The organism is Pseudomonas sp. 8_5_2 (assembly GCF_059295255.1).
Genome location: NZ_CM181238.1, coordinates 1,371,151 through 1,397,147, shown reverse-complemented (window position 1 = coordinate 1,397,147; position 25,997 = coordinate 1,371,151). Strand labels below are relative to the sequence as shown.

At 65.2% G+C, this 25,997-nt stretch carries 19 protein-coding genes and 4 tRNA genes; 13 read left to right on the top strand and 10 right to left on the bottom strand.

Annotation, left to right across the window (positions count from 1 at the left end):
- The first annotated feature begins 7 nt into the window (after positions 1-7).
- The 5 genes from AC5O5R_RS06390 (at position 8) to AC5O5R_RS06370 (ending at position 5,843) form a co-directional block, all read left to right on the top strand.
- A complete protein-coding gene (locus AC5O5R_RS06390; RefSeq protein ID WP_172229451.1) occupies positions 8-979 on the top strand; it encodes a fatty acid desaturase in 972 nt (323 codons plus the stop codon).
- A gap of 41 nt (positions 980-1,020) precedes the next feature.
- Complete coding sequence (locus AC5O5R_RS06385) at positions 1,021-1,821, top strand: DUF3050 domain-containing protein (protein ID WP_172229453.1); 801 nt, start codon at positions 1,021-1,023, stop codon at positions 1,819-1,821.
- A gap of 73 nt (positions 1,822-1,894) precedes the next feature.
- Positions 1,895-2,959 (top strand): HlyD family secretion protein, encoded by a 1,065-nt coding sequence (locus AC5O5R_RS06380; RefSeq protein ID WP_172229455.1) that lies wholly within the window; start codon positions 1,895-1,897, stop codon positions 2,957-2,959.
- Complete coding sequence (locus AC5O5R_RS06375) at positions 2,956-4,527, top strand: DHA2 family efflux MFS transporter permease subunit (protein ID WP_172229457.1); 1,572 nt, start codon at positions 2,956-2,958, stop codon at positions 4,525-4,527. The genes AC5O5R_RS06380 and AC5O5R_RS06375 overlap by 4 nt, the downstream gene beginning before the upstream one ends.
- The gene (locus AC5O5R_RS06370) at positions 4,497-5,843 is read left to right on the top strand and encodes a TolC family outer membrane protein (protein ID WP_172229459.1); all 1,347 of its coding nucleotides are present in this window, start codon (positions 4,497-4,499) and stop codon (positions 5,841-5,843) included. Before AC5O5R_RS06375 ends, AC5O5R_RS06370 begins: the two co-directional genes overlap by 31 nt.
- On the opposite strand, the gene pcaQ is transcribed toward AC5O5R_RS06370, so the two are convergent.
- Entirely contained in the window at positions 5,834-6,766 is a 933-nt protein-coding gene (gene pcaQ, locus AC5O5R_RS06365) for a pca operon transcription factor PcaQ (RefSeq protein WP_494515093.1), read from the bottom strand. The genes AC5O5R_RS06370 and pcaQ overlap by 10 nt on opposite strands.
- Before the next feature lie 10 nt (positions 6,767-6,776).
- Positions 6,777-7,706, bottom strand: coding sequence for a helix-turn-helix transcriptional regulator (locus AC5O5R_RS06360; RefSeq protein WP_172228207.1), 930 nt, complete (start codon positions 7,704-7,706; stop codon positions 6,777-6,779).
- A gap of 416 nt (positions 7,707-8,122) precedes the next feature.
- On the opposite strand from AC5O5R_RS06360, the gene AC5O5R_RS06355 reads away from it, so the two are divergent.
- The 4 genes from AC5O5R_RS06355 to AC5O5R_RS06340 all read left to right on the top strand — a co-directional run bounded on the left by AC5O5R_RS06355 (position 8,123) and on the right by AC5O5R_RS06340 (position 12,160).
- Positions 8,123-9,463, top strand: a complete 1,341-nt coding sequence (locus AC5O5R_RS06355) for an MFS transporter (RefSeq protein ID WP_172228209.1) — start codon at positions 8,123-8,125, stop codon at positions 9,461-9,463.
- A 218-nt stretch (positions 9,464-9,681) separates the two neighbouring features.
- Positions 9,682-10,392: a fumarylacetoacetate hydrolase family protein gene (locus AC5O5R_RS06350; RefSeq protein ID WP_172228211.1), complete on the top strand. Its 711-nt coding sequence runs from the start codon at positions 9,682-9,684 to the stop codon at positions 10,390-10,392.
- Between the two features lie 18 nt (positions 10,393-10,410).
- The gene (locus tag AC5O5R_RS06345) at positions 10,411-11,169 is read left to right on the top strand and encodes an SDR family oxidoreductase (RefSeq protein ID WP_172228213.1); all 759 of its coding nucleotides are present in this window, start codon (positions 10,411-10,413) and stop codon (positions 11,167-11,169) included.
- Positions 11,170-11,209: 40 nt separating this feature from the next.
- Positions 11,210-12,160, top strand: a complete 951-nt coding sequence (locus AC5O5R_RS06340) for a 2-hydroxyacid dehydrogenase (protein WP_172228215.1) — start codon at positions 11,210-11,212, stop codon at positions 12,158-12,160.
- A 107-nt stretch (positions 12,161-12,267) separates the two neighbouring features.
- On the opposite strand, the gene nirD is transcribed toward AC5O5R_RS06340, so the two are convergent.
- From nirD to AC5O5R_RS06325, 3 genes are all read right to left on the bottom strand, one after another.
- Positions 12,268-12,630 carry a nitrite reductase small subunit NirD gene (nirD, locus tag AC5O5R_RS06335; protein WP_172228217.1) on the bottom strand — a complete coding sequence of 121 codons (363 nt, stop codon included), beginning with the start codon at positions 12,628-12,630 and terminating at the stop codon, positions 12,268-12,270.
- Complete coding sequence (gene nirB / locus AC5O5R_RS06330) at positions 12,630-15,182, bottom strand: nitrite reductase large subunit NirB (RefSeq protein WP_172228219.1); 2,553 nt, start codon at positions 15,180-15,182, stop codon at positions 12,630-12,632. Before nirB ends, nirD begins: the two co-directional genes overlap by 1 nt.
- Positions 15,183-15,482: 300 nt before the next feature.
- A complete protein-coding gene (locus AC5O5R_RS06325; protein ID WP_494515092.1) occupies positions 15,483-19,508 on the bottom strand; it encodes a bifunctional nitrate reductase/sulfite reductase flavoprotein subunit alpha in 4,026 nt (1,341 codons plus the stop codon).
- Between the two features lie 337 nt (positions 19,509-19,845).
- On the opposite strand from AC5O5R_RS06325, the gene map reads away from it, so the two are divergent.
- The gene (gene map / locus AC5O5R_RS06320) at positions 19,846-20,643 is read left to right on the top strand and encodes a type I methionyl aminopeptidase (RefSeq protein WP_172229516.1); all 798 of its coding nucleotides are present in this window, start codon (positions 19,846-19,848) and stop codon (positions 20,641-20,643) included.
- A gap of 97 nt (positions 20,644-20,740) precedes the next feature.
- Here map and AC5O5R_RS06315 read toward each other — a convergent pair.
- The 4 genes from AC5O5R_RS06315 to AC5O5R_RS06300 form a co-directional block, all read right to left on the bottom strand.
- Positions 20,741-20,817: transfer RNA gene (locus AC5O5R_RS06315), tRNA-Asp, on the bottom strand.
- Between the two features lie 13 nt (positions 20,818-20,830).
- Positions 20,831-20,906 (bottom strand) — tRNA-Val (locus tag AC5O5R_RS06310).
- Between the two features lie 170 nt (positions 20,907-21,076).
- Positions 21,077-21,153 (bottom strand) — tRNA-Asp (locus AC5O5R_RS06305).
- A 13-nt stretch (positions 21,154-21,166) separates the two neighbouring features.
- Positions 21,167-21,242: transfer RNA gene (locus AC5O5R_RS06300), tRNA-Val, on the bottom strand.
- A 216-nt stretch (positions 21,243-21,458) separates the two neighbouring features.
- Here AC5O5R_RS06300 and rdgC point away from each other — a divergent pair.
- From rdgC to sugE, 3 genes are all read left to right on the top strand, one after another.
- A complete protein-coding gene (rdgC, locus tag AC5O5R_RS06295; protein WP_172229518.1) occupies positions 21,459-22,379 on the top strand; it encodes a recombination-associated protein RdgC in 921 nt (306 codons plus the stop codon).
- A gap of 186 nt (positions 22,380-22,565) precedes the next feature.
- Positions 22,566-23,528 (top strand): bile acid:sodium symporter family protein, encoded by a 963-nt coding sequence (locus AC5O5R_RS06290; RefSeq protein ID WP_172229520.1) that lies wholly within the window; start codon positions 22,566-22,568, stop codon positions 23,526-23,528.
- Between the two features lie 142 nt (positions 23,529-23,670).
- Positions 23,671-23,988, top strand: coding sequence for a quaternary ammonium compound efflux SMR transporter SugE (sugE, locus tag AC5O5R_RS06285; protein WP_172229522.1), 318 nt, complete (start codon positions 23,671-23,673; stop codon positions 23,986-23,988).
- 9 nt (positions 23,989-23,997) lie between these two features.
- Here the strand turns inward: sugE and AC5O5R_RS06280 are convergent, their stop codons facing one another.
- A complete protein-coding gene (locus AC5O5R_RS06280) occupies positions 23,998-25,875 on the bottom strand; it encodes an MFS transporter (RefSeq protein ID WP_172285710.1) in 1,878 nt (625 codons plus the stop codon).
- Between the last annotated feature and the right edge of the window lie 122 nt (positions 25,876-25,997).

The window sequence follows — 25,997 nt, the reverse complement described above, 5'->3', positions numbered from 1 at the left end:
CGGGCCGATGACGCAACTGGCACTGGACAAGCCCACGCTACGCCCGGCGCGCAGCCTGCTGACGCCGTCCGCCCTGGAAACCACCCTGGTGGTCGGCTATGCGTTGCTGCTGTTCGCCGTACCGCTGGCGCTACTGGTGGCGATTGTCGACCAGGCTCCGCAGGCATGGCCGCTGGCTTTGCCGCTGCTGCTGCCGGCGGGCTACGGTCTGTTCCTGATGGGCATCCTGGGCCACGAGGGTTTCCACTTCAACCTCAGCGACAACCGCCTGTTCAGCTGCCTGCTGGCGGTGCTGCTGAGCTCGATGCTGACCGGCTTCTGCGTCACCGGCTACTTCGTCGACCATTGGCAGCACCATCGCCACAACGGCGGCCCCAAGGACCCGGACTGGCGCCTGCTGCGGCGTTATCGTCTGGCCGTCACCCGGCTGCTGGTGTCGCGCCTGCATGCCACCGGGTGGTACCTGGTGCAGACCGTGCGCCTGGCCCTGCCTGGTGCCAAGGTCAGCGGCACGCTGCCTTTGCCGGACACCCAGGTGCGCCTGCTGGCCAGGGCCAACCTCGCCTGCCAACTGTTGTGGCCGGCACTGTGGCTGGCGCTGGCAGCGCAGTGGCCGGTGCTGCTGCCCGCCGTGGCCGGGTGCCTGCTGCTGGCGCTGCTGGTGTCCGCCCTCAACGCCTACCAGGAGCATGCCTTCGAGGCCAGCGTTGCACTGCCGGTGGCCCGCTCGCGCACAGCGTGGCTCAGCACCCTGCTGCACCTGGGCTCGAACTATCACCTGGAGCACCACCTGTACCCGCGGGTGCCGTGCTGGCGCCTGCCACGCCTGCATCGCCAACTGCTCGCCAGCGGTTGGTACGACGGCCGCCAGGCGCTGCTCGAACCGCGTTTCTTCGGCGCCCTGCGCTACTGCAAGGCACGTTTCCCCTATGCCGGCGCCTGGCAAGCAATGCCACCGCCTGGCCGCAGCGGGCAATGACCCGCGCCCGCTGCACACCCCTCACACTCATGGAGCCGAGTATGTCTTTTGACGTAGATGCATTGATTGAAAACGAACGCCGCACCCTGCTGGCACACCCGCTGTTCGCCCGTATCAGCTCGCTGGACGACGTACGCCTGCTGATGGAGAACCACGTCTTTGCGGTGTGGGACTTCATGACCCTGCTCAAGCGCATCCAGCGCGACCTGACCTGCGTGACGCTACCGTGGTTGCCGCCACGCCACATCATTGCCGCGCGGCTGATCAACGAGATCGTCACCGGCGAGGAGACCGACGAGCACCCTGCCGGTGGCTTCATCAGCCACCTGGACCTCTACCTGGCCGCCATGGACGAGATCGGCGCCGACACCGGGCCGTTCCGCCAGTTCCAGGCCCTGCTGCAGGCCGGCGTGCCGCTGGCCCAGGCGTTGACCACCGTCGATATTCCGCTGCCGGCCAAGGTGTTCGTCAGCAAGACCCTCGATGTTGCCCTGCATGGCTCGACCGAGCAGGTGTTGGCGTACTTCTTCTTCGGCCGCGAAGACATCATCCCCGACATGTTCGGCGGCCTGCTGCAGCGCTGGGCCATCGATGAAGCCAGCGTGCCGATGCTCACCTACTACCTCAAACGCCATATCGAGATGGACGGAGACGATCACGGCCCGGCGGCCAAGCGCATCATCGCCGAGATCGTCAGCGAGCCCGCGCAGCAAATGGCCCTGGCCAAAAGCGCTGGCGACGCGCTGGTGGCCCGCACCGTGCTGTGGGACGGCGTGCTCGAGCTGCTGCACCAACGCGCCACCGCTATCGCGCAGGGCAACTGCGTGGCCGCCGCCAGCTGAGTACTGCCCCTTGCCTGCGCCCACCGCGAGCAAGGGGTAATGGCCTACAACGACAAGGACGAGAGCGTGTGACATGGTGAAAGGCAAATACGCCAAGCTGGCGGTATCGGCGCTGGTCATCGCAGGCCTGGCAGCATTGGGCGTGCAACGCTGGCAATACGCACGGCAGTACGTCAGCACCGACAACGCCGAAGTGGAAGGCGTGATCATTCCCATCCGGGCCAGGCTCAGCGGCGTGGTGGTGCAGGTGCCGGTGCACGAGAACACGCGGGTGAAGCAAGGCGACCTGCTGTTCCAGGTGCGTGAGGACGAATACCAGCAACGGGTCGAACAGGCCCGGGCCAACTACCTGGGCGCGCTGGTGACCACCGGGCAAGGCGGCATGCCCGGCCTGATGGACAGCCAGGTCCGCAGTGCGGCGGCACGCAGCCAGGCGGCGCAAGCCACCATCGGGCAACTGGTGGCCAATGTCGAGCAGGCCCGCAGCGACTACCAGCGCACGCAACGCCTGGCCGGGCAAGGGGTGGTCAGCACCCAGGACCTGGAAGCCGCACGGGCGCGCTTCAACGCCCTGAACCACCAGTTGCAGGCAGCCCGCGACAACTCCACCGCCGCCCGCGAAGGCACCCTGGCCAACGAGGCGGCACTGAAAGTGGAGGAGTACCGGATCAAGGCCGCCGAATCGGCACTGGCGCTGGCCCGCATCGAGCTGCAGGACACCCGGCAGGCTTCGCCGCGCGGCGGGGTGATCGTGCACAAGGATGTGCAGCCAGGGCAGTTCGTGGTCGCCGGGCAAAAGCTGCTGAGCCTGGTCAGCACCGAGCACATGTGGGTGGTGGCCAACTTCAAGGAAACCCAGATCGGCCGTGTCCGCGTCGGCCAACCGGCGCGCATCAGCGTCGACGCCTTTCCGGGGCAGCACTTCGAAGGTGTGGTGCACAGCCTGGTGCCGGCCACCGGGGCGCGCTTCTCGCTACTGCCGCAGGAAAACGCCACCGGCAACTTCACCAAGGTGGTGCAGCGCATGCAGGCGCGAATCGAGTTCCGCGAGCTGCCCACGTCCATGCAGCAGGCGCTGGGCCAGGGCATGAGTGTGTTCGTCGAGGTTGATACCCGCGACAGCGGGCAGCCCCTATGAAGTCGCCCTGGCTGGTGGCGGTGACCGTCACCTTGATCTCGATGATGGAATTGCTCGACGTGACCATCGTCAACGTCGCCATTCCCAGCCTGATGGGTAGCCTGGGGGCTTCGGTGGACGAGATCTCCTGGGTCTCGACCGGCTATATCGTCGCCAACGTGGTGATCCTGCCAGCCAGCGGCTGGCTGTCGGCGTGGTTTGGCCGGCGCCGCTATTACCTGGTGTCGTCGGCGCTGTTCGTGCTGGCGTCGCTCGGTTGCGCCATGTCCCAGGAGCTGTGGCAGATGGTGTTGTGGCGGGTGGTGCAGGGTTTGGCCGGCGGCGGCCTGCTGGGCATCTCGCAGGCGATCATCTATGACGTGTTCCCCAAGGAAAAGGTCAGCTCGGGCCTGGCCTTGTACGGGGTCGGGGTAATGATGGGGCCCACCCTCGGCCCTTCGGTGGGCGGCTACCTGATCGACGAGTTCTCCTGGCACTGGATTTTCCTCATCAACCTGCCCATCGGCGCGCTGGCGCTGCTGCTGGCCTGGCTGTGCGTGAACGACTCGCCCAACGAACGGCGCCCGCAAAGCATCGACTACCTGGGTTTCGTACTGCTCGCGGTGGGTGTCGGCAGCTTGCAGATCCTGCTGGAACGGGGCGAGCACTGGGACTGGCTGGAGTCGGACCTGAGCCTGTTGTGCCTGGCCCTGGCACTGCTTGGCCTACTGGGCTTCTGCTACTGGGAACGACGGGTCGCCAACCCCATCGTCAACCTGGCGCTGTTCAACAACCGCGAATTCCTGCTGGGTTCGGTCTGTGCCTTCTGCGTCGGCTTCGGCCTGTACAGCACGCTGTTCATGGTACCGCTGCTGTTGCAGACGCTGCTCGAACAAAGCGCCTATCAGAGCGGCCTGGTGATCTTCCCCGGGGCCTTGGCCAGCGCTGTCAGCACCCTGGTGATCGGCAAGCTGTCGCAGGAAAACCGCATTGATGAGCGTTACTTCATTTGCGTGGGCATCCTGGTCTACGGCTATGCCATGTATCTGCACACCCAGTTCACCCTGCAAAGCAACCCCGACACGTTGTACTGGCCGCTGATCATCCGTGGTTTCGGCCTGGGCATGATCTTCGTGCCACTGACCAACCTGGCCATGCGCCAACTGCCGGCACAGCTGATCTCGGTGGGCTCCGGCGTGCTCAACCTGATGCGCCAGCTGGGTGGCAGCGTCGGTATCGCCATCGCCGCCACCCTGCTCACGCGCTTCTCCTGGGCGCGTTACCGCCAGCTCGCCGAGCATGTCGACGAAAACCGCCTGCTCGCCAGTGGCTGGGACCTGGCCAGCCTTGACCCGCGGCGGCTGTCCACCGACCTGCTCGGCGCCGACCAGGCCAACGCCCTGCTGGCCTTCGTCCAGGCCCGGGAGCAGGCGCAGATGCTCGGTTTCAGCATGCTCTTCGGCCTGCTTGGCGTGGTGATGCTGATCGGCGTGCCCATGGTGCTGCTGATGCGCAACCCCCGCCAACCCAAGCCCTCACTTGCAAAGGAGTCCGTGACGTGTTCGGACAATGCACACCCCTCCGCCTAGCCGTGCTGGTGCTGTCGCTGATCTGCGCCAGCCCCGTTCAGGCCCGCGACCTGTACCAGACCTACCAGCAGGCGCTGGGGCATGACATGGCCTATGCCGCCGCCCAGCAACGCCAGCTGGCGGCTGCGCAAAAGGCCCCGCAAGGGCTGGCCAGCCTGCTGCCGCACCTTTCACTGGAAAGCGGCGCAGCCTGGGTCGACCGCGAACACAGTGGGGCCGCCCGACGCAACCGGGACAACTCCAATGCCTACGCGCTGGTATTGATCCAGCCGCTGCTGCGCTGGCAGAACGTGATTGGCCATGAACAGGGCAAGGCCCTGGCCACAGCCGGCGAGATCGACCTGCTCGCCGCCCGCCAGGACCTGATGCTGCGCGTGGCCGACAGCTACTTCGAACTGCTGCTGGCCGAAGACCAGTTGGCGACCAGCCGCCAACAGGTACACACCCTCGGCCAGCAACTGGACAAGGCGCAGCGTTTTCGTCGCGAGGGCTCGGGCACCGAGAACGAGGTGCAGCGCATCCAGGCCCGCTACGACCTGGCGCAGGCCGAACAGATAGCTGCCGGCAATGCCCTGCGCCTGAATCAACAGGCGTTGGCCCGGCTGACCGGCAGCACGCCGGGCGAGCTGGCCAGGCTGGATGAGCAGGTGGCGTTCAGTGGCCCGCAACCGGCCCGCCTGGATGCCTGGACCGAACAGGCGCGCCAGCACAACCTGAAGGTGCAGGCCGCCGAAGTACGCCAGCTTATCGCCGAACAGGAAGTGCACAAGCAACAGGCCGGCCACTTGCCAACCCTCGACCTGGTGGCCGCACATGGCCGCTTTGCCTCGGTGGGTGGCAGCCTCTACGACGTCACCGTACCCGAGGAGAAATACACCCAGACCGTGGTCGGCGTGCAACTCAGCGTGCCGCTGTATGCCGGTGGCGGCACCCAAAGCCGCACCCGCGAGGCGCGTGCCCTGCAGGGCGCCGCCGAGGACGAACTGGAAGATGCCCGGCGCGAGGCCGACTTCATGGCCCGCCAGGCCTACCTGAACCTGACCGGCGGCATCAGCCAGTACCAGGCGCTGAAACAGGCCTTGCGTTCCAGCCAGAGTGACCTGCGCATTACCACCCATGCCTTCGAGGCCGGTGCGCGGATCAGCAGCGATGTGCTGGATGCCGAACAGCAGGTCACCCGCACCCAGCTGCAACTGGCGCGTCAGCGCTACGCAATCATGCAGGCACAGCTACGGCTGATGGCGGCCAGCGGCAGCCTCGGCGACGACAACCTCAAGGCCCTCAGCGCCCTGCTCACGGCGCGGGTTCAAGGGTAGGCACCTTCACGGTACTGCCCCGCCACCTCGCGCAGCACCTCGCACATCCACTGCCCCGGCAGGCTCTGCGGCAAGGCGGCATTGCGGCAGATGCCCACCGAGCCGCCGGGCTCGCGCACACCCAGGTCGAGCTCGACCAGGTCGCCACGGCGCAGGTCGAGCAGCACCGCATCGCGCGGTGCCACCCACAGCGCATCGCTGCCCAGCAGGTAGCGCCGGCTCAGGGCCAGTGACAGGGTTTCCAGGCGCTGCGCCGGCATCTGGATGGCGCACTGCACGAACAGGCTGTCGGCGTGCTGGCGGATGGTGGTGCCCGCAGGCGGCAGCACCAGCGGGTAGCGGCCTACCTGGGTGCGCTCTACCGGCGAGCTGGCCAAGAGCGGGTGGCCGGGCCGCACCACCAGGCTCATCGATTCGCTGTACAAGTGCTCGAACGACAGGCCCTGGATTTGCGGGCTGTCGGTCATGCGCCCGACCACCAGTTCCAGCTCGCCCAGGCGCAGCTGGCCGAGCAGTTGTGCGCTGACCCCGGTGACCACGCTGATCACCAGCGCTTCATGGCGCTGGTGCAGGCGGCACAGCACCTCGGGCATCAGCAGGCCTTCGACGGTGGAGAGCACGCCAATGCGCACCTGCGACGGCGCCCGCGCTTCACCCCGCAGGCTGCTGACACCGTCGCGCAGGGCTTGCACGCTGGGGCCGGCATAACGCATGAAACGCGTACCGGCGGGGGTCAGTTCCACACCTTGGCGGCTGCGTGAAAACAGTCGCGTTTCCAGCAGCGCTTCGAGCTCCTTGAGGGTTTTCGAGATGGCCGGCTGGCTGATTGCCAGGCTGTCGGCCGCCCTGGCCAGGCTGCCCTGCCGGGCAATCTCCAGGAAGCACAGCAGGTGGCGGTACTTGATGCGGGTGTCGAGGTTCATGCTGGCAAGCTTACCGCATCGCCACCTGCGGCGTATCCGGGTCGCGCTGCTGGCGGCGGAACTGCCCGGGTGGCAGGCCGTGGATCTGGCGGAAACGTCGGGAAAAGTAGGCTTCGTCGGCAAAGCCACACAGCCGTGCCACCTCGCCCACCGGGCGGCTGCCGTTGAGCAGGTAGTTGCGTGCGGCGTGCATGCGCCGCTCCAGCACCAGCTCGCTGAAGGTCTTGCCGATTTCCTTGCGCAACCAGTGGGTCAGGTAGGTGGGCGACAGGTAGGTGGCGGCGGCGACCTTCTGCAGGTTCAGGTCGGGGTCGTCGATATGCCGGCGCAGGTATTCGCTCATGCGGCCCAGCGCAGCGCGGCGGCTGAGCTGCGCTGCATTGCTGTCGGCCAGTTCACGCAGCGGCTCGGCATACAGGCCACAGACCTGGCCGATCAGTTGCAGCAACAGGCCCTTGAGGATTTCGCGGGTGCCGAAGCGGCGGTTGGCATCCAGTGCACGCATGCGGTCGAGAACTTGCCGCAGCTCGGCAAAGTCGGCCTCGCCCAGGCAAAAGTCGAGATGCTCCTGAAAGCGGAACGGTGACAGCTCCGGCGCCTGCAGGATCGACACCTCTTCCAGATCCATCGGGTCACAGGCCAGGTGCGGCAGCAGGAACGTCTGGGAGAAGTTGATCACCACAAAGTCACTGTCGAGCGGGTGCGGAATCACATGCACCCGGTGCGGCAGGATGAAGGCCAGGGTGTTGCGCTTGAAGGGGCGCTGCACGCTGCCGATGTGTTGCACCGTGTCACCGCCGAAGTTGACCTGGATCTGGAAGTACTCGTGGCGATGCGGCGAGGTTTCGGCGGGGCGCCCGCGCTGGTCGCGGATGTAGAAGTCCATCAGCTCGCTGCGCTGCTGCATGACGTAGGTCGGGACCTCGCGCTTTGGGGGCATTGGGCTGGCTCCAGGTTCTAGGTAAAAAGTTGCCTGTGCGGGCCTCTTCGCGGGTAAACCCGCTCCCACAGGTACAGCGCAGCTCCCAAATCATGTGCTGACTCTGTGGGAGCGGGTTCACCCGCGAAGAGGCCCGACGAGGCAAGGCAAGTTGTACGATGTCCAAGCTTTTCAAATTAAACCTGTCTGCAAAAAACCGCGCAACCTTGAACCCCCACAGCCCTCTAAAAATGCGACACCCAGCAGAAAAAACAATCAAAACCCCGCCTTCCGATTTTTTTGGACAGTTCAGCCCTCCCCCGCCTTTAGTGAAAAAAACGGTCTAAAACCAACGTTGCATTCAACAAGTCGTACGACCACCTTAGTAAAGGGACTGCAGCCCAACCTCTATCAACAACAACAAACGAGGTCGACTCATGTCGAGCACGCCTACCCCCCGCGCCGCGTCGTCGTACGCGCTGGACGCGGCCCCTGCCCAGCGCCTGCCCACCCGCCGCCGCTGGTTCATGCTGTCGCTGCTGCTGGTGGCGACCATCATCAACTACGTCGACCGGGTGAACATTTCCATCGCCGCGCCGTTCATGGCCAAGGACTTGGGCCTGGACAAGGTCGAGATGGGCCTGATCTTCTCCGCCTTCGCCTGGACCTACGCCCTGGCCCTGGTGCCGGCAGGCTTCATCGCCGACCGCTTCGGCTCGCGCCTGACCTACGGCGTGTCGCTGATCAGCTGGTCGGCGGTGACCGTGGCCCAGGGCCTGGCCAGCGGCTTTGCCTCGCTGTTCGGCCTGCGCCTGGCGGTCGGCGCCATGGAAGCCCCGGCCTTCCCGGCCAACAGCCGCGCCGTCACCGTGTGGTTCCCCGCCCGCGAGCGCGGCATGGCCAGCAGCATCTACGTGTGCGGCCAGTACCTGGGCACTGCGCTGTTCACCGGCGCCCTGCTATGGCTCGCGACGACCTACGACTGGCGGCATGTGTTCTACAGCACCGGCCTGGTCGGCATCGTGTTTGGCGTGGTGTGGCTGTTCCTGTACCGCGACCCGCTGAACTGCAAGAAGGTCAGCAAGGAAGAGCTGGCCTACATCGAGAACGGCGGCGGCCTGATCAAGAGCAGCCAGGAACGCACCCGTTTCGACTGGCGCCAAGTGGCCGAGCTGTTCCGCTACCGCCAGGTGTGGGCGATCTGCCTGGGCAAGTTCGCCAGCACCTCGGCGCTGTACTTCTTCCTCACCTGGTTCCCCACCTACCTGATCGAAGAGCGCCAGCTGACGTTGATCAAGGTCGGCATCTTCGCGGTCATGCCATTCATCGGGGCCACGGTCGGCATCCTGCTGGCGGGCATCGTCTCCGACCTTCTGATCCGCAAGGGCTACTCGCTGTCGTTCGCCCGCAAGCTGCCGCTGGTGGTGGGCTCGATGCTGGGCATGTCGATCGTGCTGGTGAACTTCACCGACTCGAACGTGCTGTGCATCGCCGTCCTCACCCTGGCGTTCTTCGCCCAAGGTATCGCTTCGTCGTCATGGGCGGCGGTGTCGGAAGTGGCCCCCAAGGAGCTTATCGGCCTGACCGGCGGGGTTACCAGCCTGGCCGCGAACATTGGCGGCATCGTCACGCCGATCGTGATTGGCGCGATCGTGCATGCCAGCGGTTCGTTCGCCATGGCGTTCTGGTTCATTGGCGGGGTGGCGTTGATGGGGACGCTTTCGTATTCGCTGCTGCTTGGGAAGCTGTATCGCATTGAGCTGAAGACGGCTGACTGAGCCTGAGGTGTTGTGGCTGTACTGGCTTCTTCGCGGCTAAAGCCGCTCCTGCAGGGGTAGCGTCAACCCCGAGGGCACACCGTCCCCCTGCAGGAGCACCTTACCCGCGAAGAGGCCAGCACAGGTTACTTGGATAGTCCAACCCAACCCCGCTTTCGTCCAACTTTGCCGGCCAGCCTGTGACATACGCTGGCCACTCCAGAACGGAGGATCCACCCATGACTTACCTGTTCAACCCGCCGGCCATCGTCAGCCTGCCGATCCGCGGCAGCGATGCGCGCTTTCCGGTCGGCCGGGTGTTCTGCCTGGGCCGCAACTACCCATGGCCGGAAACCTACGGCCCGGCGCCACAGGAGCCGGTGTTCTTCATGAAACCGGCAAGCAATGTGGTCGAGGCAGCGGGAGAGCTGCCCTTCCCGCCGCAGACCGACGAGTTCTGCCACGAAATCGAGCTGGTCGCGGCCATCGCCAAGGGCGGTGCCAACATTGCCCCGGAACATGCCCTGGAACACGTGTTCGGCTTTGCCGCCGGCCTGGACATGACCCGTCGCGATCACCAGCGCAAGGCCAAGGCCGAGGGCCTGCCATGGGAAGCGGCCAAAGTGTTCGAGGCATCGGCACCCATGACCGCCATCGTCCCCGCCAGCGAATGCGCCTGGCCGCTGAATGCGGCGCTGTGGCTGCAGGTCAATGGCCAGGAGCGCCAGCGCGCGCACCTCAGTCAGCAGACCTGGGCGTTGGCCGAAGTCATCAGCCGGCTGTCCCGCCAGCTGCCGCTACGCCCGGGCGACCTGATCATGACCGGCAGCCCGCCCGGCGTGGCGCCGCTGAACCCGGGCGACACGATCCATGCCGGCATCGACGGTATCGGCGAACTGCACCTGCGCGTCGGCCCCCGCCCTGTCGGGCAAGCCGCCAACGCTGCCTGATTCCCCTGGAGTGACGAAATGAAGCAGAACAAGAAAATCGCTTTGGTCACCGGCGCCAGCAGCGGCATCGGCCGCGCGGTCGCCCTCGCCTTGCTGGAAGACGGCTTCAGCCTGGTCCTCGCCGGGCGCCGCCGCGAACCGCTGCAAGCAGTCGTCGAACACGCGCAGGCAGCGGGCGGTGAAGCCATGGCTGTACCCACTGACGTGCGCGATGAACAGAGCGTCGCGCAGCTGTTCGCCACCATCGAGGAGGTACATGGCCGCCTGGACGTGATCTTCAACAATGCCGGCATCAACGCCCCCGCCGTACCGGTCGACGAGCTACCGCTGGAAAACTGGCGCAACGTCATCGCCACCAACGTCGACGGGGTGTTCCTCTGTGCCCGTGCGGCCTTCGGCCTGATGCGCCGCCAGCAGCCGCAAGGCGGGCGGATCATCAACAACGGCTCGATCTCGGCGCATACCCCGCGCCCGTTCACCGCGCCCTACACCGCCAGCAAGCATGCGGTGCTGGGCCTGACCAAGGCACTGGCGCTGGATGGCCGGCCTTACAACATCGTCTGTAGCCAGGTGGACATCGGCAACGCCCTGACCGAGCTGTCCGAACGCATGACCCGTGGTGTGCGCCAGGCCAATGGCGAGATCGCCGCCGAGCCGATGCTCGACGTGCGCCATGTGGCCGACGCGGTGCGCTACATCGCCGCGCTGCCGCTGGACGCCAACGTACTGAACATGACCGTGATGGCCAGCAACATGCCATTCGTTGGCCGTGGCTGAACCTTGTTTTCGATGAGCCCTGTTCCTGATGGAGTGACCGATGAAACCAGAAGTCCTGCAACTTAGCCCGATCCTCATCCCGCAGATCCGTGAGCGCCTTGAACAGTTGTTCACCGTACACCGCTACTACGAACAGGCCGACAAGGAGGCCTATGTCAGCCAGCATGCCGACAATATTCGCGGCGTGATCACCGGCGGCCACACTGGTATCAGCCAGGCGCTGATGGCGCGCCTGCCCAATCTGGAAGTGATTGCGGTCAACGGTGTCGGCACCGACGCGATCGACCTGGCCTACGCCCGCGACCGCGGCATCCAGGTGACAGCGACCATCGGTGCCCTAACCGAAGACGTCGCCGATCTCGCCATCGGCATGCTGATCGGTTTGTGCCGGGGTATCTGCACCGGTGACCGTTTCGTGCGCGCCGGCCATTGGGCCACCAGTCCCACGCCGCTGGCGCCGTTGCCGCTGGCCCGTCAAGTGTCGGGCATGCGCGTGGGCATCGTCGGCATGGGCCGGGTCGGCCGCGCGGTGGCGCAGCGGGCGGCCGCGTTCGGTTGCCCGATTCGCTACACCGACCTGCAGGCGCTGGATGTGCCTTACGGCTTCGAGGCCGACCTGCTGCAGCTGGCCAAGGACAGCGATGCGCTGATCCTTGCAGCGGCGGCCGACAAGGGTGAGGCGCTGATCAATCGCGACGTGCTGCGGGCCTTGGGCAGCGAGGGTTACCTGATCAACATCGCGCGCGGCAAGCTGGTGGATGAGCCCGCCTTGACCGCTGCGTTGCAGGCCGGCGAGATCGCGGGGGCGGGGCTGGATGTGTTTGCCGATGAACCGCGAGCGCCCGAGGCGTTGTTCGAGCGTGAGGATGTGGTGCTGCAGCCGCATCGCGCCAGTGCCACGGTGCAGACCCGCACGCGCATGGGCGAGATGGTGGTGGCCAGCCTGGTGGATGTGTTTGCCGGGCATAAACCTCAAGGGCTGGTGATCTAGGCCACCTGTCCCGGCCTCTTCGCGGGTAAACCTGCTCCTGCAACGGGACGCGATCTGTCAGGAGCGGGTTTACCCGCGAAAGGGCCGGCACGGGCAATGCACCATGATCAGGCTACCGCCAATTCCACCCACTCACCCTTCAACCGCACCGGCCACACCCGCAACCGCTGGCCCCCATCATCCAGGCATGCCCCGCTCTGCAAGCTGAAGCGCTGCTTGTACAACGGCGCGGCCACAACCAGTTCCCCTTGCACGCTACCGACCAGCCCGCGGCCGATGATGTTGGCGCCGGAGCGTGGGTCGCGGTTGTCCACCGCGTACAGGGTTTGGGCTTGCCCAGGAAGATAGAACAGCGCGACCTGGGCACCGTCGAGCCACACCACCACGCCAGAATCGGCCACCAGGTCTTGCGCCCGGCATACCGCCTGCCAGTTTTCGCGGGTTTTCACAGCAGCATTGGACAGATTCATCAGACAGCCTCCTCGACAGTAGGGATCAGGTGCAACGGCGCCGCCGGTCGGCGTTGTTCACGTTCGCGCACGAAATGTACGTCCGGGTCGGCGCGATGGTCGTTGACGAAGGTGCGGAAGCGCTTGAGCTTTTCCGGGTCGTTGAGGGCGTTGGCCCATTCGCATTCATACTGCTCGACCACATGCTGCATCTGCGCCTCCAGCTCGTGGGCCAGGCCCAGGCTGTCGTCGAGGACCACCTGCTTCAGGTAGTCCAGCCCGCCCTCCAGGTTCTCGCGCCACACCGACGTGCGCTGCAGCTTGTCGGCGGTGCGGATGTAGAACATCAGCACGCGGTCGATCAACCGCACCAGGGTCTCGTCGTCGAGGTCGGTAGCGAACAGTTCGGCATGCCGCGGGCGCATGCCGCCATTGCCACACACGTAGAGGTTCCAGCCCTTGTCGGTGGCGATCACGCCGATGTCCTTGCTCTGCGCCTCGGCACATTCGCGGGTGCAGCCAGATACCGCGAACTTGAGCTTGTGCGGGCTGCGCAGGCCCTTGTAGCGGTCTTCCAGGCGCAGGGCCATGGCGACACTGTCCTGCACGCCGTAGCGGCACCAGGTGCTGCCCACGCACGACTTCACCGTGCGGGTCGACTTGCCATAAGCGTGGCCGGTCTCGAAACCGGCTTCGATCAGCTCGCCCCAGATCAGCGGCAACTCGTGCAACTGGGCGCCGAACAGGTCGATGCGCTGGCCGCCGGTGATCTTGGTGTACAGGTCGTACTTTTTCGCCACCTGGCCGATGACGATGAGCTTGTCGGGGGTGATTTCACCTCCCGGAATACGCGGCACCACCGAGTAGGTGCCGTTCTTCTGCATGTTGGCCATGAAGGTGTCGTTGGTGTCCTGCAGCGGCACCAGCGCCGGGTCCATGATCGGCTGGTTCCAGCACGAGGCGAGGATGTTGCCCGCTGCCGGCTTGCAGATGTCACAGCCAGTGTGGCCTTTGCCATGGCGTTCGAGCAGTTGGTTGAAGGTACGGATGCCCTCCACCCGCACCAGGCCATACAGCTCCTGACGGGTGTAGGCGAAGTGCTCGCACAGGCTCTTGTCCACCGCCACGCCACGGGCAGTCAGCTCGTGTTCGAAGACTTGCTTGAGCAGGGCCGCGCAACCCCCGCAGCCGGTCGCGGCCTTGGTGCAGCCCTTGACCGCAGCGAGGTCGCTGCAACCGCTGTCGATGGCGGCGCACACCGCGGCCTTGCTGACGTTGTGGCAGGAGCAGATGGTCGCGCTGTCGGGCAACGCATCGGCGCCCAGGGCCGGCGCGCCACCGCCTTGCGGCAGGATCAACGCTGCCGGGTCGGCCGGCAGGGCGATAGCGTTCTGGGCGTACTGCAGCAGGGTGTCGTAGTAACTGTTGTCGCCGACCAGCACCGCACCCAGTACCCGCTTGCCGCTGGCATCCACCACCAGCCGCCGATAGGCGCTGTTGGCTTCGTCGATGAAGCGGTAGCTGCGTGCGCCCGGCGTGGCGCCGTGGGCGTCGCCGATCGAGCCGACATCCACGCCCAGCAGCTTGAGCTTGGTCGACATATCGGCACCGCTGAATGCCACCGCCGCCTCATCCATCATCAACGCTGCCAGGTTGCGCGCCATGCTGTAGCCCGGGGCGACCAGGCCGAACACGCTGCCGTTCCACGAGGCGCACTCGCCAATGGCGAAGATGCGCGGGTCGCTGCTGCGGCAGTGGTCGTCGATTACCACGCCGCCCCGCGCGGCGATGTCCAGGCCGCAGGCACGGCCCAGGGCATCTTGCGGGCGAATGCCGGCGGAGAACACGATCAGGTCGGTTTCCAGGTGCTCGCCGCCATCGAAGTTCATGCGATAGCGGTAGGCCTCACCGGCACTGATCGACTGGGTGGCGCGCGACAGGTGCACACCCACGCCCAGCGCTTCGATCTGCGCCTTGAGCGCGGCACCGCCTTCGCCGTCCAGTTGCACCGGCATCAGCCGGGGCGCGAACTCCACCACATGGGCTTCCAGGCCCAGCGACTTCAGGGCGTTGGCGGCCTCCAGGCCAAGCAGGCCACCACCGACCACCACGCCACGGCGGGCATCGGCGGCAGCAGCGCGAATGGCATCAAGGTCGTCAAGGCTGCGGTAGACCAGGCGGGCATGGCCGCTGGAGCCTTCGATCGGCGGTACGAAGGGGTATGAACCAGTGGCCAGCACCAGGTGGTCGTAGCCGTAACGGCCCTCGCTGGTGATCACCTCGCAACGCTCGCGGTCGATTTCCAGCACGGCTTCGCCCAGGTGCAGGTGAACGCCGTTAGTGTTGTAGAAATCGTGCTCGCACAGGGCCAGGGTTTCGGCACAGCTGCCAGCAAAGTACTCGGACAGGTGCACGCGGTCGTAGGCGCGCTGGCGTTCTTCACCAAACACCCGCACCTCGAAGCGCTGCAGGGCGCCACGGCTGACCAGTTGCTCGACGCAATGGTGGCCGACCATGCCGTTGCCGACGATGACCAGTCGCTGTTGTTGCGCGCTGCTCGCTGTTGCCTTCATAAGCCGATCCTCGATCAAAAAAAAAGCGCCTGGAGCCGAAGCTCCAGGCGCCTTTGCCTGTATTCATCACGGTGTGCCGCCGGGTTGATCGCCGTTGATCAGCGGGGCTTGTTGTAGTGGAGATAAAGCAGGGACTGTGCCAATTGCCTTGCCTGTGCCGGCCTCTTCGCGGGTGCCCCCCTCCCACGGGGGCTCCACAGGCTCTCAGGCTTGCACAGTACCTGTGGGAGCGGGCTCACCCGCGAAGAGGCCGGCACAGGCATGCACATTCACAGTGCACATCACCCCATCCCGGTGCACTCAGTACACATCCCGCCGATAACGCCTGGCCTTGCTCAAACCTTCGACATAGGCAGCCGCCTGCGCCGCATCCATCCCGCCATGCTCGGCCACCACGGCACGCAATGCCGCATCCACATCCTTGGCCATGCGCTGGGCATCACCACACACATAGAAGTACGCCCCCGCCTGCAGCCAGCGCCACAACTCGGCGCCCTGCTCCAGCATGCGCTGCTGCACATAGACCTTCTGCGCCTGGTCCCGCGAGAACGCCGTGTCCAGGCGCAGGTGGCCGGCTGCCTGCCAGGCTTGCAGCTGGTCCTGGTAATAGAAATCGGTAGCCGCGTACTGCTCGCCGAAGAACAGCCAGTTGCCGCCGTTTGCCCCACGGGCCTGACGCTCTTCGAGAAAGGCGCGAAATGGCGCGATGCCAGTGCCAGGGCCGACCATGATCACTGGCAGGCTATCGTCCTCAGGCAGACGGAAGTGCTTCGACACCTGGGGGAAGATCGCCACCCGCAACGCCTGCGCACGGTCGGCGAGAAAGCTCGAGCACACCCCTTTGCGCTCGCCATAACGAACCGTCGACACGGTCAGGTGTACCTGGCCCGGGTGCGCCAGCGGGCTGGAGCTGATCGAGTAAAGGCGTGGCTGCAACGGCTTGAGCAGCGCCAGCCAGCTGGCCAGCGGCAGCTGCTGGGGGAAAGCGCGCAGTACATCGACCAGTTGCCGGCCCCACAGCCAGTCCTGCAATTCGCTTTTGCACGCGGGCTGCAGCAGGCGCTGCAGATCGGGCGCATTGACGGCAAAGGCCTGCAGTTGCTGCGCAGTGACCTTGGCGATTTCCAGATGCGTTTGCAGCGCTTCGGCCAGAGGCATGGCAGGCTTACCGTTGAGCTCGACCAAGACCTGGCCGTCAAGCTGCATCAGCGCCAGCAGTTCGTCGACCAGGGCCGGGCAGTTACGCGGCCACACCCCCAAGGCATCACCGGCCGCATAGCTGAAGCCGCTGCCACTGAGGTCGAAGACCAGCTGGCGGGTTTCCTTGCTGGCGCCTGGGCCATTGAGCAGGCGGTTTTCCAGCACGCTGGCGACCCACGGCTGCTGCTTGCTGTAGGTGGCCACAGTGGCCGGTTCACTGAGCGCTTGCGCTGTGCTTGCACGCCCCAGCGTGGGCAGCAGGGCCTCGAGCCAGTCGGCGAAGGTGTCGTCGAAGTCCGGCTCGCAGTCCACCCGTTGCAACAGGCGCCGCCCACCCAGCTCGGCCAGGCGCTGGTCGAGCTTGCGGCCAAAGCCGCAGAACTGGTCGTAGCTGGAGTCGCCCAGGGCCAGCACGGCATAGGGCAACTCGGCGCAGTGGGCGCCTTCCTCGCCCTGCAAGGCCTGCCAGAAAGCCGCCGCGCTGTCGGGCGCCTCGCCATCGCCAAAGGTGCTGGCGATCAACACCACACTGGGCACCCCCTGCAGCTGGCTCGGGCTGACCGCCTCCATGCAGCTGAGCTGCACGTCCAGGCCGGCTGCGCGCAGGCGCTCGGCACAGCGTTCGGCCAGCAGCTCGCCATTGCCGGTCTGCGAGGCCCACAGCACCTGATGCTTCGGCGCCGCCTGCAGCGCAACGGGCAGGGCCGCTGGCTGGGCAAACAGCCCGGCGAGCAGGCCGTCGACGAACAACCGGCGGTTGGCAGCCAGCGGCGCAGTGGCCGGCAGGCTGGGCACGCCTTCGGCGCGCGACTGATCCAGGCCCAGCAAAAAGCCTTGCAGGTAATGGCGCTCTTCCTCGGCCAGCACCGGGGCCGGCAGTTGGTCCAGGCCAAGCAGGCGGGACAGGGTGGCGGTCGGCATGCGGGCTGGCTCCGGAATGGCAGTGTTCAGGTCAAGGGCTTCGATACGCTCACCGGCGACCCGCTCAAGGGCCACGGCGCAGTGTTTGAGGGCGGGCTGCAACGACAGCGGGTCGACCGCATCGCAGGTGACGGCATTGATCGCCAGTTGCTCGCCGATCAGGTCGTTCCAGTGGAACGGCGCAAAACAGTTACCCGGCATCACCCGATCACTGATGCGCGCCGGCAGCACGGCTTGGCCACGCCGCGAGCGAATGGCCAGCTGGTCCTTGTCGGCGATGCCCAGGCGAGCGGCGTCGTCAGGGTGAATTTCGACGAAAGCCCCGGGCTCCAGCTTGTTCAGCGCCGGCACCTTGCCGGTCTTGGTCAGGGTGTGCCACTGGTGCTGCACGCGGCCGGTATTCAGCACCATGGGGTAGTCGGCATCCGGCAGCTCCGGCGCCGGCAGCCATGGCCGGGCGAAGAAGCGGGCCTTGCCGCTGGCGGTCGGAAAGGCCAGCGCCGGCCGTTGGCCCTCGGCGTCGTGCAGCATCGCCTGGCTGCTGCCGTCGTTGATATAGCGCAGCGGGCTGCGCTCAGCTTCACGCCCGGGGGCGCTGGGCCACTGACGCGGCTGTTGGCGGAGGTCGGCATAGCCGATACCGCGCAGGTCGTAGCCGGTTGCGGGATTGTGGAAACGGCGGATTTCCTCGTAAACCGCTTCGGCATCGGGGTAGTCGAAGGCCTCGGCATAGCCCATGGCGCAGGCGACGCGGGCGATGATCTGCCAGTCCGGCAGGCTCTGCCCGGGCGGCTCGACGGCGCGTGGCATCAGGGTCAGGTTGCGCTCGCTGTTGATCATCACGCCCTCGCCTTCTGCCCACAGCGCGGCCGGCAGCAGGATGTCGGCGTAACGGTTGGTTTCGGTGTCGAGGAAGGCATCCTGGGTAATGACCAGCTCGGCCTGGCGCAGGCCGTCGATGACCTGCTGACGGTTGGCGACGCTGGCCACCGGGTTGCTGCAGATGATCCAGCAGGCTTTCACTTCAGCCGTTTTCAGCTGTTCGAACAGCGCCACCGTGCCCTCGCCGCCCTCGCTGCGCAGGCTGCCGGGTGCCAACTGCCATTGCTGTTCGACGAAGGCGCGGTCGGCGGCCACCAGCGCCGAGCGCTGGCCTGGCAGGCCTGGGCCCATGTAGCCCATCTCGCGGCCGCCCATGGCATTGGGCTGGCCGGTCAGCGAGAACGGCCCGCTGCCGGGGCGGCAGATCGCGCCCGTGGCCAGGTGCAGGTTGCAGATAGCGTTGCTGTGCCAGGTGCCGTGAACGCTCTGGTTCAGGCCCATGGTCCAGCAGCTCATCCAGTTGTTGGCGCCACCGATCCATTCGGCGGCCTGGATGATGTCGGCCTCGGTCAGCCCGGTGATGGCGGCCACGCGCTCGGGGGTGTAGTCGTCGAGAAAGGCCGGCAGTTGGTCCCAGCCCTCGGTGTGGCGGGCGATGAAGTCGGGGTCGGTATGGCCATTGCGCTGCAGCAGGTACAGCAGGCCGTTGAGCAAGGCCATGTCGCTGCCGGGGCGCACCTGCAGGAACAGGTCGGCCTTGTCGGCGGTGGCACTGCGCCGTGGGTCGACCACGATCAGCTTCGCCCCGGCCTTGACCCGATCGAGCAGGCGCAGGAACAGGATCGGGTGGCAGTCGGCCATGTTGGCACCGATCACCAGGAACACATCGGCGTGCTCGAAGTCCTGATAGCTGCCGGGCGGGCCGTCGGCACCGAGCGACAGTTTGTAGCCGCTGCCCGCACTGGCCATGCACAGGCGCGAGTTGGACTCGATATGGCGGGTGCGGATAAATCCCTTGGCCAGTTTGTTGGCCAGGTACTGGGCCTCCAGCGACATCTGCCCGGACACGTACAGCGCCACTGCATCGGCGCCGTGCTGGTCGATGATGCCGCGCAGGCGTGCAGCGGTGGCGGCGATAGCCTGGTCCATGCCGGTGCGTATCGGCTGCTGGCTGCGTTGCTGGCGCACATAGGCGTCCGCCATGCGCCCGGCGGCGCTCAGCGGCACATGCGCGGTAAGGCCTTTGGTGCACAGGCGGCCGAAATTGCTGGGGTGCAGTTTGTCGCCGCTGATCTTGCCGACCTTGCCGTCGGCAACGCTCATGACGATGCCGCAACCGACGCCGCAATAGGGGCAGACGCTGCGTACTTCGCTATTGGCCATGGGCGGGCTCCTGTTCCGGGCGTGCAAAAAAGGCGCCGGTTGCCCCCGCCTTGCCTGGCAAGCGGGGACAACACGGCGCCTTTGTCGTGAAATGTTGTGGGCAGTCGACGTTGATAGCCCTGGATGCAGGTTGATCAGCAAATTACGGGCCAGCTGTGCCGGCCCTTTCGCGGGTGAATCGGATCGCCGCACCGCCGCTCCCACAGGGTTGACGCAAGGCCTGAGGGCGGTGATGTGCCTGTGGGAGCGAGTTCACCCGCGAAAGGGCCGGCCCAGGCAATGCACCAAGCGGTGGCAGCCTCGCACTCCCTGGCGCTATGCTGGGTCAATTTCCAGCATGAGCGCCTGCCCTCCCCCCATGTCCAAAGTGATTCTCAAGACCCCTGCCCAACTCGACCTGATGCGCCGTGCCGGCCAGCTGCTGGCCCAGGTGTTCGCCGAACTCGACGGTTTCATCCGCCCTGGTGTTACGACGATGCAAATCAATGACCGCGCTGAAGCGTTCATCGTCGACACGCTCAAGGCACGCCCGGCGAGCAAGGGCCAGTACGGGTTCCCCTACTCGCTCAATACCTCGGTGGACCACGTCGTCTGTCATGGCATCCCCAAGGCGGATGAAGTGCTGAAGGACGGCTCGATCATCAACGTCGACATCACCCTGGAACAGGGTGGCTACATCGCCGACTCATCGAAGATGTACTGTATCGGGCACATCAGCGATGAAGCGCAGCGGCTGGTCGACACCACCTACGACGCGTTGTGGAAAGGCATCGAACAGGTGCGCCCGGGGGCGACGCTCGGTGATATCGGCCATGCCGTGCAGCGCCATGCCGAAGCAGCGGGCTACAGCGTGGTGCGCGAATACTGCGGGCATGGCATTGGCCAGCAGATGCACGAAGGGCCGGAGGTGCTGCACATCGGCCAGCGCGGGATGGGCATGAAGCTCACGCCGGGCATGGTGTTCACCATCGAGCCGATGATCAACCAGGGCAGCCGCGGGACACGGACGTTGAAGGATGGCTGGACGGTGATTACCCGCGACAACAGCTTGTCGGCGCAGTGGGAGCATACCGTGGCGGTGACCGAGGATGGTTTTGAGGTGCTGACCTTGCGGGAAGAAGAGCGCCGTCGCTGACGGTGCTGCATTCCATGCGTTCAGTAACAAAAAAAGCGACCCGAAGGTCGCTTTCTTTGTTACTTCCGGGTGTTCAGTGGGCCCTGGAAGTGGAATATGGCGCAGCGGACGGGACTCGAACCCGCGACCCCCGGCGTGACAGGCCGGTATTCTAACCGACTGAACTACCGCTGCGCTATACATCGAGTGGTGGGTGATGACGGGATCGAACCGCCGACCCTCTGCTTGTAAGGCAGATGCTCTCCCGGCTGAGCTAATCACCCATGTCTCTCGGTGTGGCGCGCATTCTACGGGCGACTTTCCGCTCTGGCAAGCACTTATCGAAGTTTTTTCAAATATCGTACAAATGCCAAAATTCGCCCACAAAAAAAGCGACCCTAGGGTCGCTTTCTTTGTTACTTCCGGGTGTTCAGTGGGCCCTGGAAGTGGAATATGGCGCAGCGGACGGGACTCGAACCCGCGACCCCCGGCGTGACAGGCCGGTATTCTAACCGACTGAACTACCGCTGCGCTATACATCGAGTGGTGGGTGATGACGGGATCGAACCGCCGACCCTCTGCTTGTAAGGCAGATGCTCTCCCGGCTGAGCTAATCACCCTTCGTCTCGGTGTGGCGCGCATTCTACGGACGCACCTGTACCCTGGCAAGCACTTTTTAAACTTTTTTCAAAAAAAACCTCAGGCCTTTCAAAGACCTAGCGCTGCGGTGCAGTTGTTTTACCGATAAGCCACTGCTGGCCCTGTGACAGGGCTGGTCTCAGAGCAGCGCTCGGAGAATAATGCCCGCCTTATGCATTAAGGAGAGATTGCCCCTCATGTGGTTCAAGAACCTGCTGACCTACCGCCTGACCCAGGATGTCCCGTTCGAGGCTGAAGCGCTGGAAGCCGCCCTGGCCAGCAAGCCGGCCCGCCCCTGCGCCAGCCAGGAGCTGACCACCTATGGTTTCGTCGCGCCGTTCGGCAAAGGCGAAGACGCTCCCCTGGTGCATGTCAGCGGCGAGTACCTGCTGATCGCCGCGCGCAAGGAAGAACGCATCCTGCCGAGCAGCGTGGTCAACGACGCGGTCAAGGAAAAGGTCGAAGAGATCGAGACCGAGCAAATGCGCAAGGTCTATAAAAAGGAGCGTGACCAGATCAAGGACGAGATCATCCAGGCGTTCCTGCCGCGCGCGTTCATCCGCCGCTCGATGATCTTCGCCGCAATTGCCCCGCGCCTGGGCGTGATCCTGGTCAACTCGGCCAGCGCCAAGCGTGCCGAAGACCTGCTGTCGACACTGCGTGAAGTGATGGGCTCGCTGCCGGTGCGCCCGGCGACAGTGAAAATTGCACCGGCTGCCACCATGACCGACTGGGTCAAGTCGCAGCAGGCCGCCGAAGGCTTCTATGTGCTGGACGAATGCGAGCTGCGCGACACCGCCGAAGACGGCGGCATCGTGCGCTGCAAGCGCCAGGATCTGACCAGCGAGGAAATCCAGCTGCACCTGAGCACCGGCAAGGTGGTGACCCAGTTGGCCCTGGCCTGGCAGGACAAGCTGTCGTTCGTCCTGGACGACAAGATGGTGATCAAGCGCCTGAAGTTCGAGGAGCTGCTGCAAGAGCAGGCCGAGCAGGACGGCGGTGACGAGGCGGCCCAGCAGTTCGATGCCAGCTTCCAGCTGATGATGATGACCTTTGCCGAGTTCCTGCCGGTGCTGTTCGAGGCACTGGGTGGTGAAGAGATTCCGCAAGGGGTCTGATGTGTCTTGAAATGCCAGTGCAGGCCTGAAAGCCATTTTTGTCTGCACCGGCCCTATCGCCGGCAAGCCAGCGCCCACAGGTACGCCACAGTTTTCAGAATCTGTCGCCTACCTGTGGGAGCTGGCTTGTCGGCGACAGGGCCGTGGAATTTCACAAAGCAATAAATAGAAAAGGAATTGCCCCCCATGCGCGCCCTCGCCGCCCTCAGCCGCTTCGTCGGCAACACCTTCGCCCTGTGGGTGCTGGTGTTCGCCGTGCTGGCCTTCCTGCAACCGCAATGGTTCATCGCCCTCAAGGTGGCCATCGTGCCGCTGCTGGGGCTGGTGATGTTCGGCATGGGCCTCACCCTCAAGCTCGACGACTTCGCCGCCCTCGCCCGCCAGCCCTGGCGGGTAATGCTGGGTGTGGTCGCACACTTCGTGATCATGCCGGGCATGGCCTGGCTGCTGTGCCAGCTGTTCCACCTGCCGGCGGAAATCGCCGTAGGCGTGATCCTGGTCGGCTGCTGCCCAAGCGGCACGGCGTCGAATGTGATGGTGTGGCTGTCCAAGGGCGACCTGGCGCTGGCCGTGGCGATCGCTGCAGTCACCACCCTGCTCGCCCCGCTGCTGACCCCGGCGCTGATCTGGTTCCTGGCCTCGGCCTGGTTGCCGGTGTCCTTCATGGACATGTTCTGGTCGATCCTGCAGCTGGTGATGCTGCCCATCGTGCTCGGCGTGCTGGCCCAGCGTTTGCTCGGTGCCCGGGTGCAGGCAGCGGTACAGGTGCTGCCGCTGGTATCGGTGGTGAGCATCGTGATGATCGTGTGCGCGGTGGTAGCAGCCAGCCAGGCGAAGATAGCCGAGTCGGGGCTGCTGATCATGGCGGTGGTGATGCTGCACAACAGCTTCGGTTATCTGCTCGGGTACCTGACCGGCAAGGTGTGCAAGCTGCCTCTGGCCCAGCGCAAATCGCTGGCGCTGGAGGTGGGCATGCAGAACTCCGGGCTGGGCGCAGCATTGGCTGCGGCGCACTTCTCGCCGCTGGCGGCCGTGCCCAGTGCTTTGTTCAGCGTCTGGCACAATATTTCCGGGGCGCTGCTTTCGACCTGGTTTCGGCGGATGGAGGATCCGGATGCCGCTGAAGGCGGTGAGCCGGCAAGGCATTGAGGGTGCCTGTACCGGCCTCTTCGCGGGCTTGCCCTGAGACCCGCAGGTGTGCACCATGGTGCTCACTGTGAGGACGACCTCGCGACGCACCGCGTGACCATTCCGGGGACGGCCCCATCATTTGCAACGATGGAGACGCACCATGTCCTGGATCATCCTGTTCTTCGCCGGCCTGTTCGAGGTCGGCTGGGCCGTCGGCCTGAAATACACCGACGGTTTCAGCAAGCCACTGCCCACCGTACTCACCGTCGCCGCCATGGCTGTCAGCCTGGGCCTGCTGGGCCTGGCCATGAAAGAGCTGCCGCTGGGCACTGCCTATGCCATCTGGACCGGCGTTGGCGCGGTTGGCACGGTAGTCGCCGGCATCATCCTGTTTGGCGAGTCGATGGCCCTGATACGGCTGGCCAGCGTGGCGCTGATCATCATCGGCCTGGTAGGCCTGAAAGTCAGCGCCAGCTGACCCCCTCCCCTAGCGCAGGTCACCTCGCAAACGGCTGACCTGCTCGCGCAACACGTCGGGCTGCGCCGCCTCCACCGGGATCGCGGCGCCGGCCACGATGGTCACCCGCGACCACAGCCGCTTGAAAAAGCCCTTGGCCGGGTCGCGGCTGAAGAAGCTGCCCCACAAACCCTGCAACGCCAGCGGAATCACCGGCACCGGGGTTTCTTCGAGGATGCGGTTGACGCCGCCCTTGAACACGTCGATCTCGCCATCACCGGTCAGCTTGCCCTCGGGGAAGATGCACACCAGTTCGCCATCGGCCAGGTACTCGGCAATACGCGCAAACGCCCGCTCGTAGATGGTCGGGTCTTCGTTGCGCCCGGCAATCGGAATGGCGCCTGCGGTGCGAAAGACGAAGTTGAGCACCGGCAGGTTGTAGATCTTGTAGTACATCACGAAGCGGATCGGCCGGCGGATTGCCCCGCCCAGCAGCAGTGCATCGACGAACGACACATGGTTGCACACCAGCAACGCTGCGCCCTGGTCGGGGATGCGCTCGAGGTCACGGTGCTGCACGCGGTACATCGAATGGCTGAGCAGCCAGATCAGGAAGCGCATGGTGAACTCGGGCACGATCCTGAAGATATAGGCGTTAACCGCGATATTGAGCAGCGACACCACCAGGAACAGCTGCGGAATACTCAGCTCGGCCACGCCCAGCAGCACGATGGTGAGCAGCGCCGACACCACCATGAACAGGGCATTGAGGATATTGTTGGCGGCGATCACCCGCGCGCGCTGGTCTTCGGCAGTGCGCGCCTGGATCAGCGCGTAAAGCGGCACGATATAGAAACCGCCGAACACACCAAGGCCAACGATGGAAAGCAGAATCCACCAGGCCTCGCGCATGCCCAGCAGCGCCAGCCAGTCATGCGGCGTCGCTGCCGCCGGCACATCGCCGGAATGCCACCACCACAGCAGGCCGAACAGGGTCAGGCCGAACGAGCCGAACGGTACCAGGCCGATTTCCACCTTGCGCCCACTAAGCCGTTCGCACAGCAGCGAGCCCAGCGCGATGCCCACCGAAAACAGTGTCAGCACCAGGGTCACGACCGTACCGTCACCGTGCAGCCAGTCCTTGGCGTAGGCCGGGATCTGCGTGAGGTAGATGGCGCCGACGAACCAGAACCACGAGTTGCCGACAATCGAGCGCGACACCGCTGGCGGCTGGCCCAGACCCATGCGCAGGATCGCCCACGACTGTTTGAAGATATTCCAGTCCAGGGCCATTTCCGGCGCGGCGGCAGCCGCCCGCGGGATCCAGCGGCTGGCCAGGTAGCCGAGCACTGCCGTGCCGACCACGCCACCAGCCACCACCGTGGCATAGCTATCGGCCGACATCATCACCCCGGCGCCGATGGTGCCGGCGAGGATGGCCAGGAAGGTGCCGGTTTCCACCAGCCCATTGCCACCGACCAGTTCCTCTTCACGCAGGGCCTGCGGCAGGATCGAATACTTCACCGGGCCGAACAGCGCCGAGTGGGTGCCCATGCCGAACAGCGCCACCAGCATCAGCGCCAGGTGGTTGGTGATGAACCCCAGCGCACCGACCGACATGATCACGATCTCGGCCAGCTTGATGAAGCGGATCAACGCATCCTTGGCGAACTTTTCCCCAAACTGCCCACCCAGCGCCGAGAACAGGAAGAACGGCAGGATGAAGAGCAAGGCGCACAGGTTGACCCAGATCGAACGGTCACCGTCGCCCAGGCTGAGCTTGAACAGGATCGCCAGGATCAGAGACTGCTTGAACAGGTTGTCGTTGAAGGCACCCAGTGACTGGGTGATGAAGAACGGCAGGAAGCGCCGTTTGCCGAGCAAGGTGAATTGCGAGGAGTGACTCATCGTCCTTGGTCCTGGGTTCGGCCAGAAGGGCCCGTTGCCTTATTAGAATGCGCATGACGCTGCAAAGCCACATCGCAGATGTCAACTGACAGTAATGACAGTAGCGAGTTACGCGCCCAGGC

Bases quoted from the DNA above. Each gene is read 5' to 3' on its own strand.
- AC5O5R_RS06390 (WP_172229451.1), top strand. From the start codon at position 8: ATGACGCAACTGGCACTGGACAAGCCCACGCTACGCCCGGCGCGCAGC.
- AC5O5R_RS06385 (WP_172229453.1), top strand. From the start codon at position 1,021: ATGTCTTTTGACGTAGATGCATTGATTGAAAACGAACGCCGCACCCTG.
- AC5O5R_RS06380 (WP_172229455.1), top strand. From the start codon at position 1,895: ATGGTGAAAGGCAAATACGCCAAGCTGGCGGTATCGGCGCTGGTCATC.
- AC5O5R_RS06375 (WP_172229457.1), top strand. From the start codon at position 2,956: ATGAAGTCGCCCTGGCTGGTGGCGGTGACCGTCACCTTGATCTCGATG.
- pcaQ (WP_494515093.1), bottom strand. From the start codon at position 6,766: ATGAACCTCGACACCCGCATCAAGTACCGCCACCTGCTGTGCTTCCTG.
- AC5O5R_RS06360 (WP_172228207.1), bottom strand. From the start codon at position 7,706: ATGCCCCCAAAGCGCGAGGTCCCGACCTACGTCATGCAGCAGCGCAGC.
- AC5O5R_RS06355 (WP_172228209.1), top strand. From the start codon at position 8,123: ATGTCGAGCACGCCTACCCCCCGCGCCGCGTCGTCGTACGCGCTGGAC.
- AC5O5R_RS06350 (WP_172228211.1), top strand. From the start codon at position 9,682: ATGACTTACCTGTTCAACCCGCCGGCCATCGTCAGCCTGCCGATCCGC.
- AC5O5R_RS06345 (WP_172228213.1), top strand. From the start codon at position 10,411: ATGAAGCAGAACAAGAAAATCGCTTTGGTCACCGGCGCCAGCAGCGGC.
- AC5O5R_RS06340 (WP_172228215.1), top strand. From the start codon at position 11,210: ATGAAACCAGAAGTCCTGCAACTTAGCCCGATCCTCATCCCGCAGATC.
- nirD (WP_172228217.1), bottom strand. From the start codon at position 12,630: ATGAATCTGTCCAATGCTGCTGTGAAAACCCGCGAAAACTGGCAGGCG.
- nirB (WP_172228219.1), bottom strand. From the start codon at position 15,182: ATGAAGGCAACAGCGAGCAGCGCGCAACAACAGCGACTGGTCATCGTC.
- AC5O5R_RS06325 (WP_494515092.1), bottom strand. From the start codon at position 19,508: ATGGCCAATAGCGAAGTACGCAGCGTCTGCCCCTATTGCGGCGTCGGT.
- map (WP_172229516.1), top strand. From the start codon at position 19,846: ATGAGCGCCTGCCCTCCCCCCATGTCCAAAGTGATTCTCAAGACCCCT.
- rdgC (WP_172229518.1), top strand. From the start codon at position 21,459: ATGTGGTTCAAGAACCTGCTGACCTACCGCCTGACCCAGGATGTCCCG.
- AC5O5R_RS06290 (WP_172229520.1), top strand. From the start codon at position 22,566: ATGCGCGCCCTCGCCGCCCTCAGCCGCTTCGTCGGCAACACCTTCGCC.
- sugE (WP_172229522.1), top strand. From the start codon at position 23,671: ATGTCCTGGATCATCCTGTTCTTCGCCGGCCTGTTCGAGGTCGGCTGG.
- AC5O5R_RS06280 (WP_172285710.1), bottom strand. From the start codon at position 25,875: ATGAGTCACTCCTCGCAATTCACCTTGCTCGGCAAACGGCGCTTCCTG.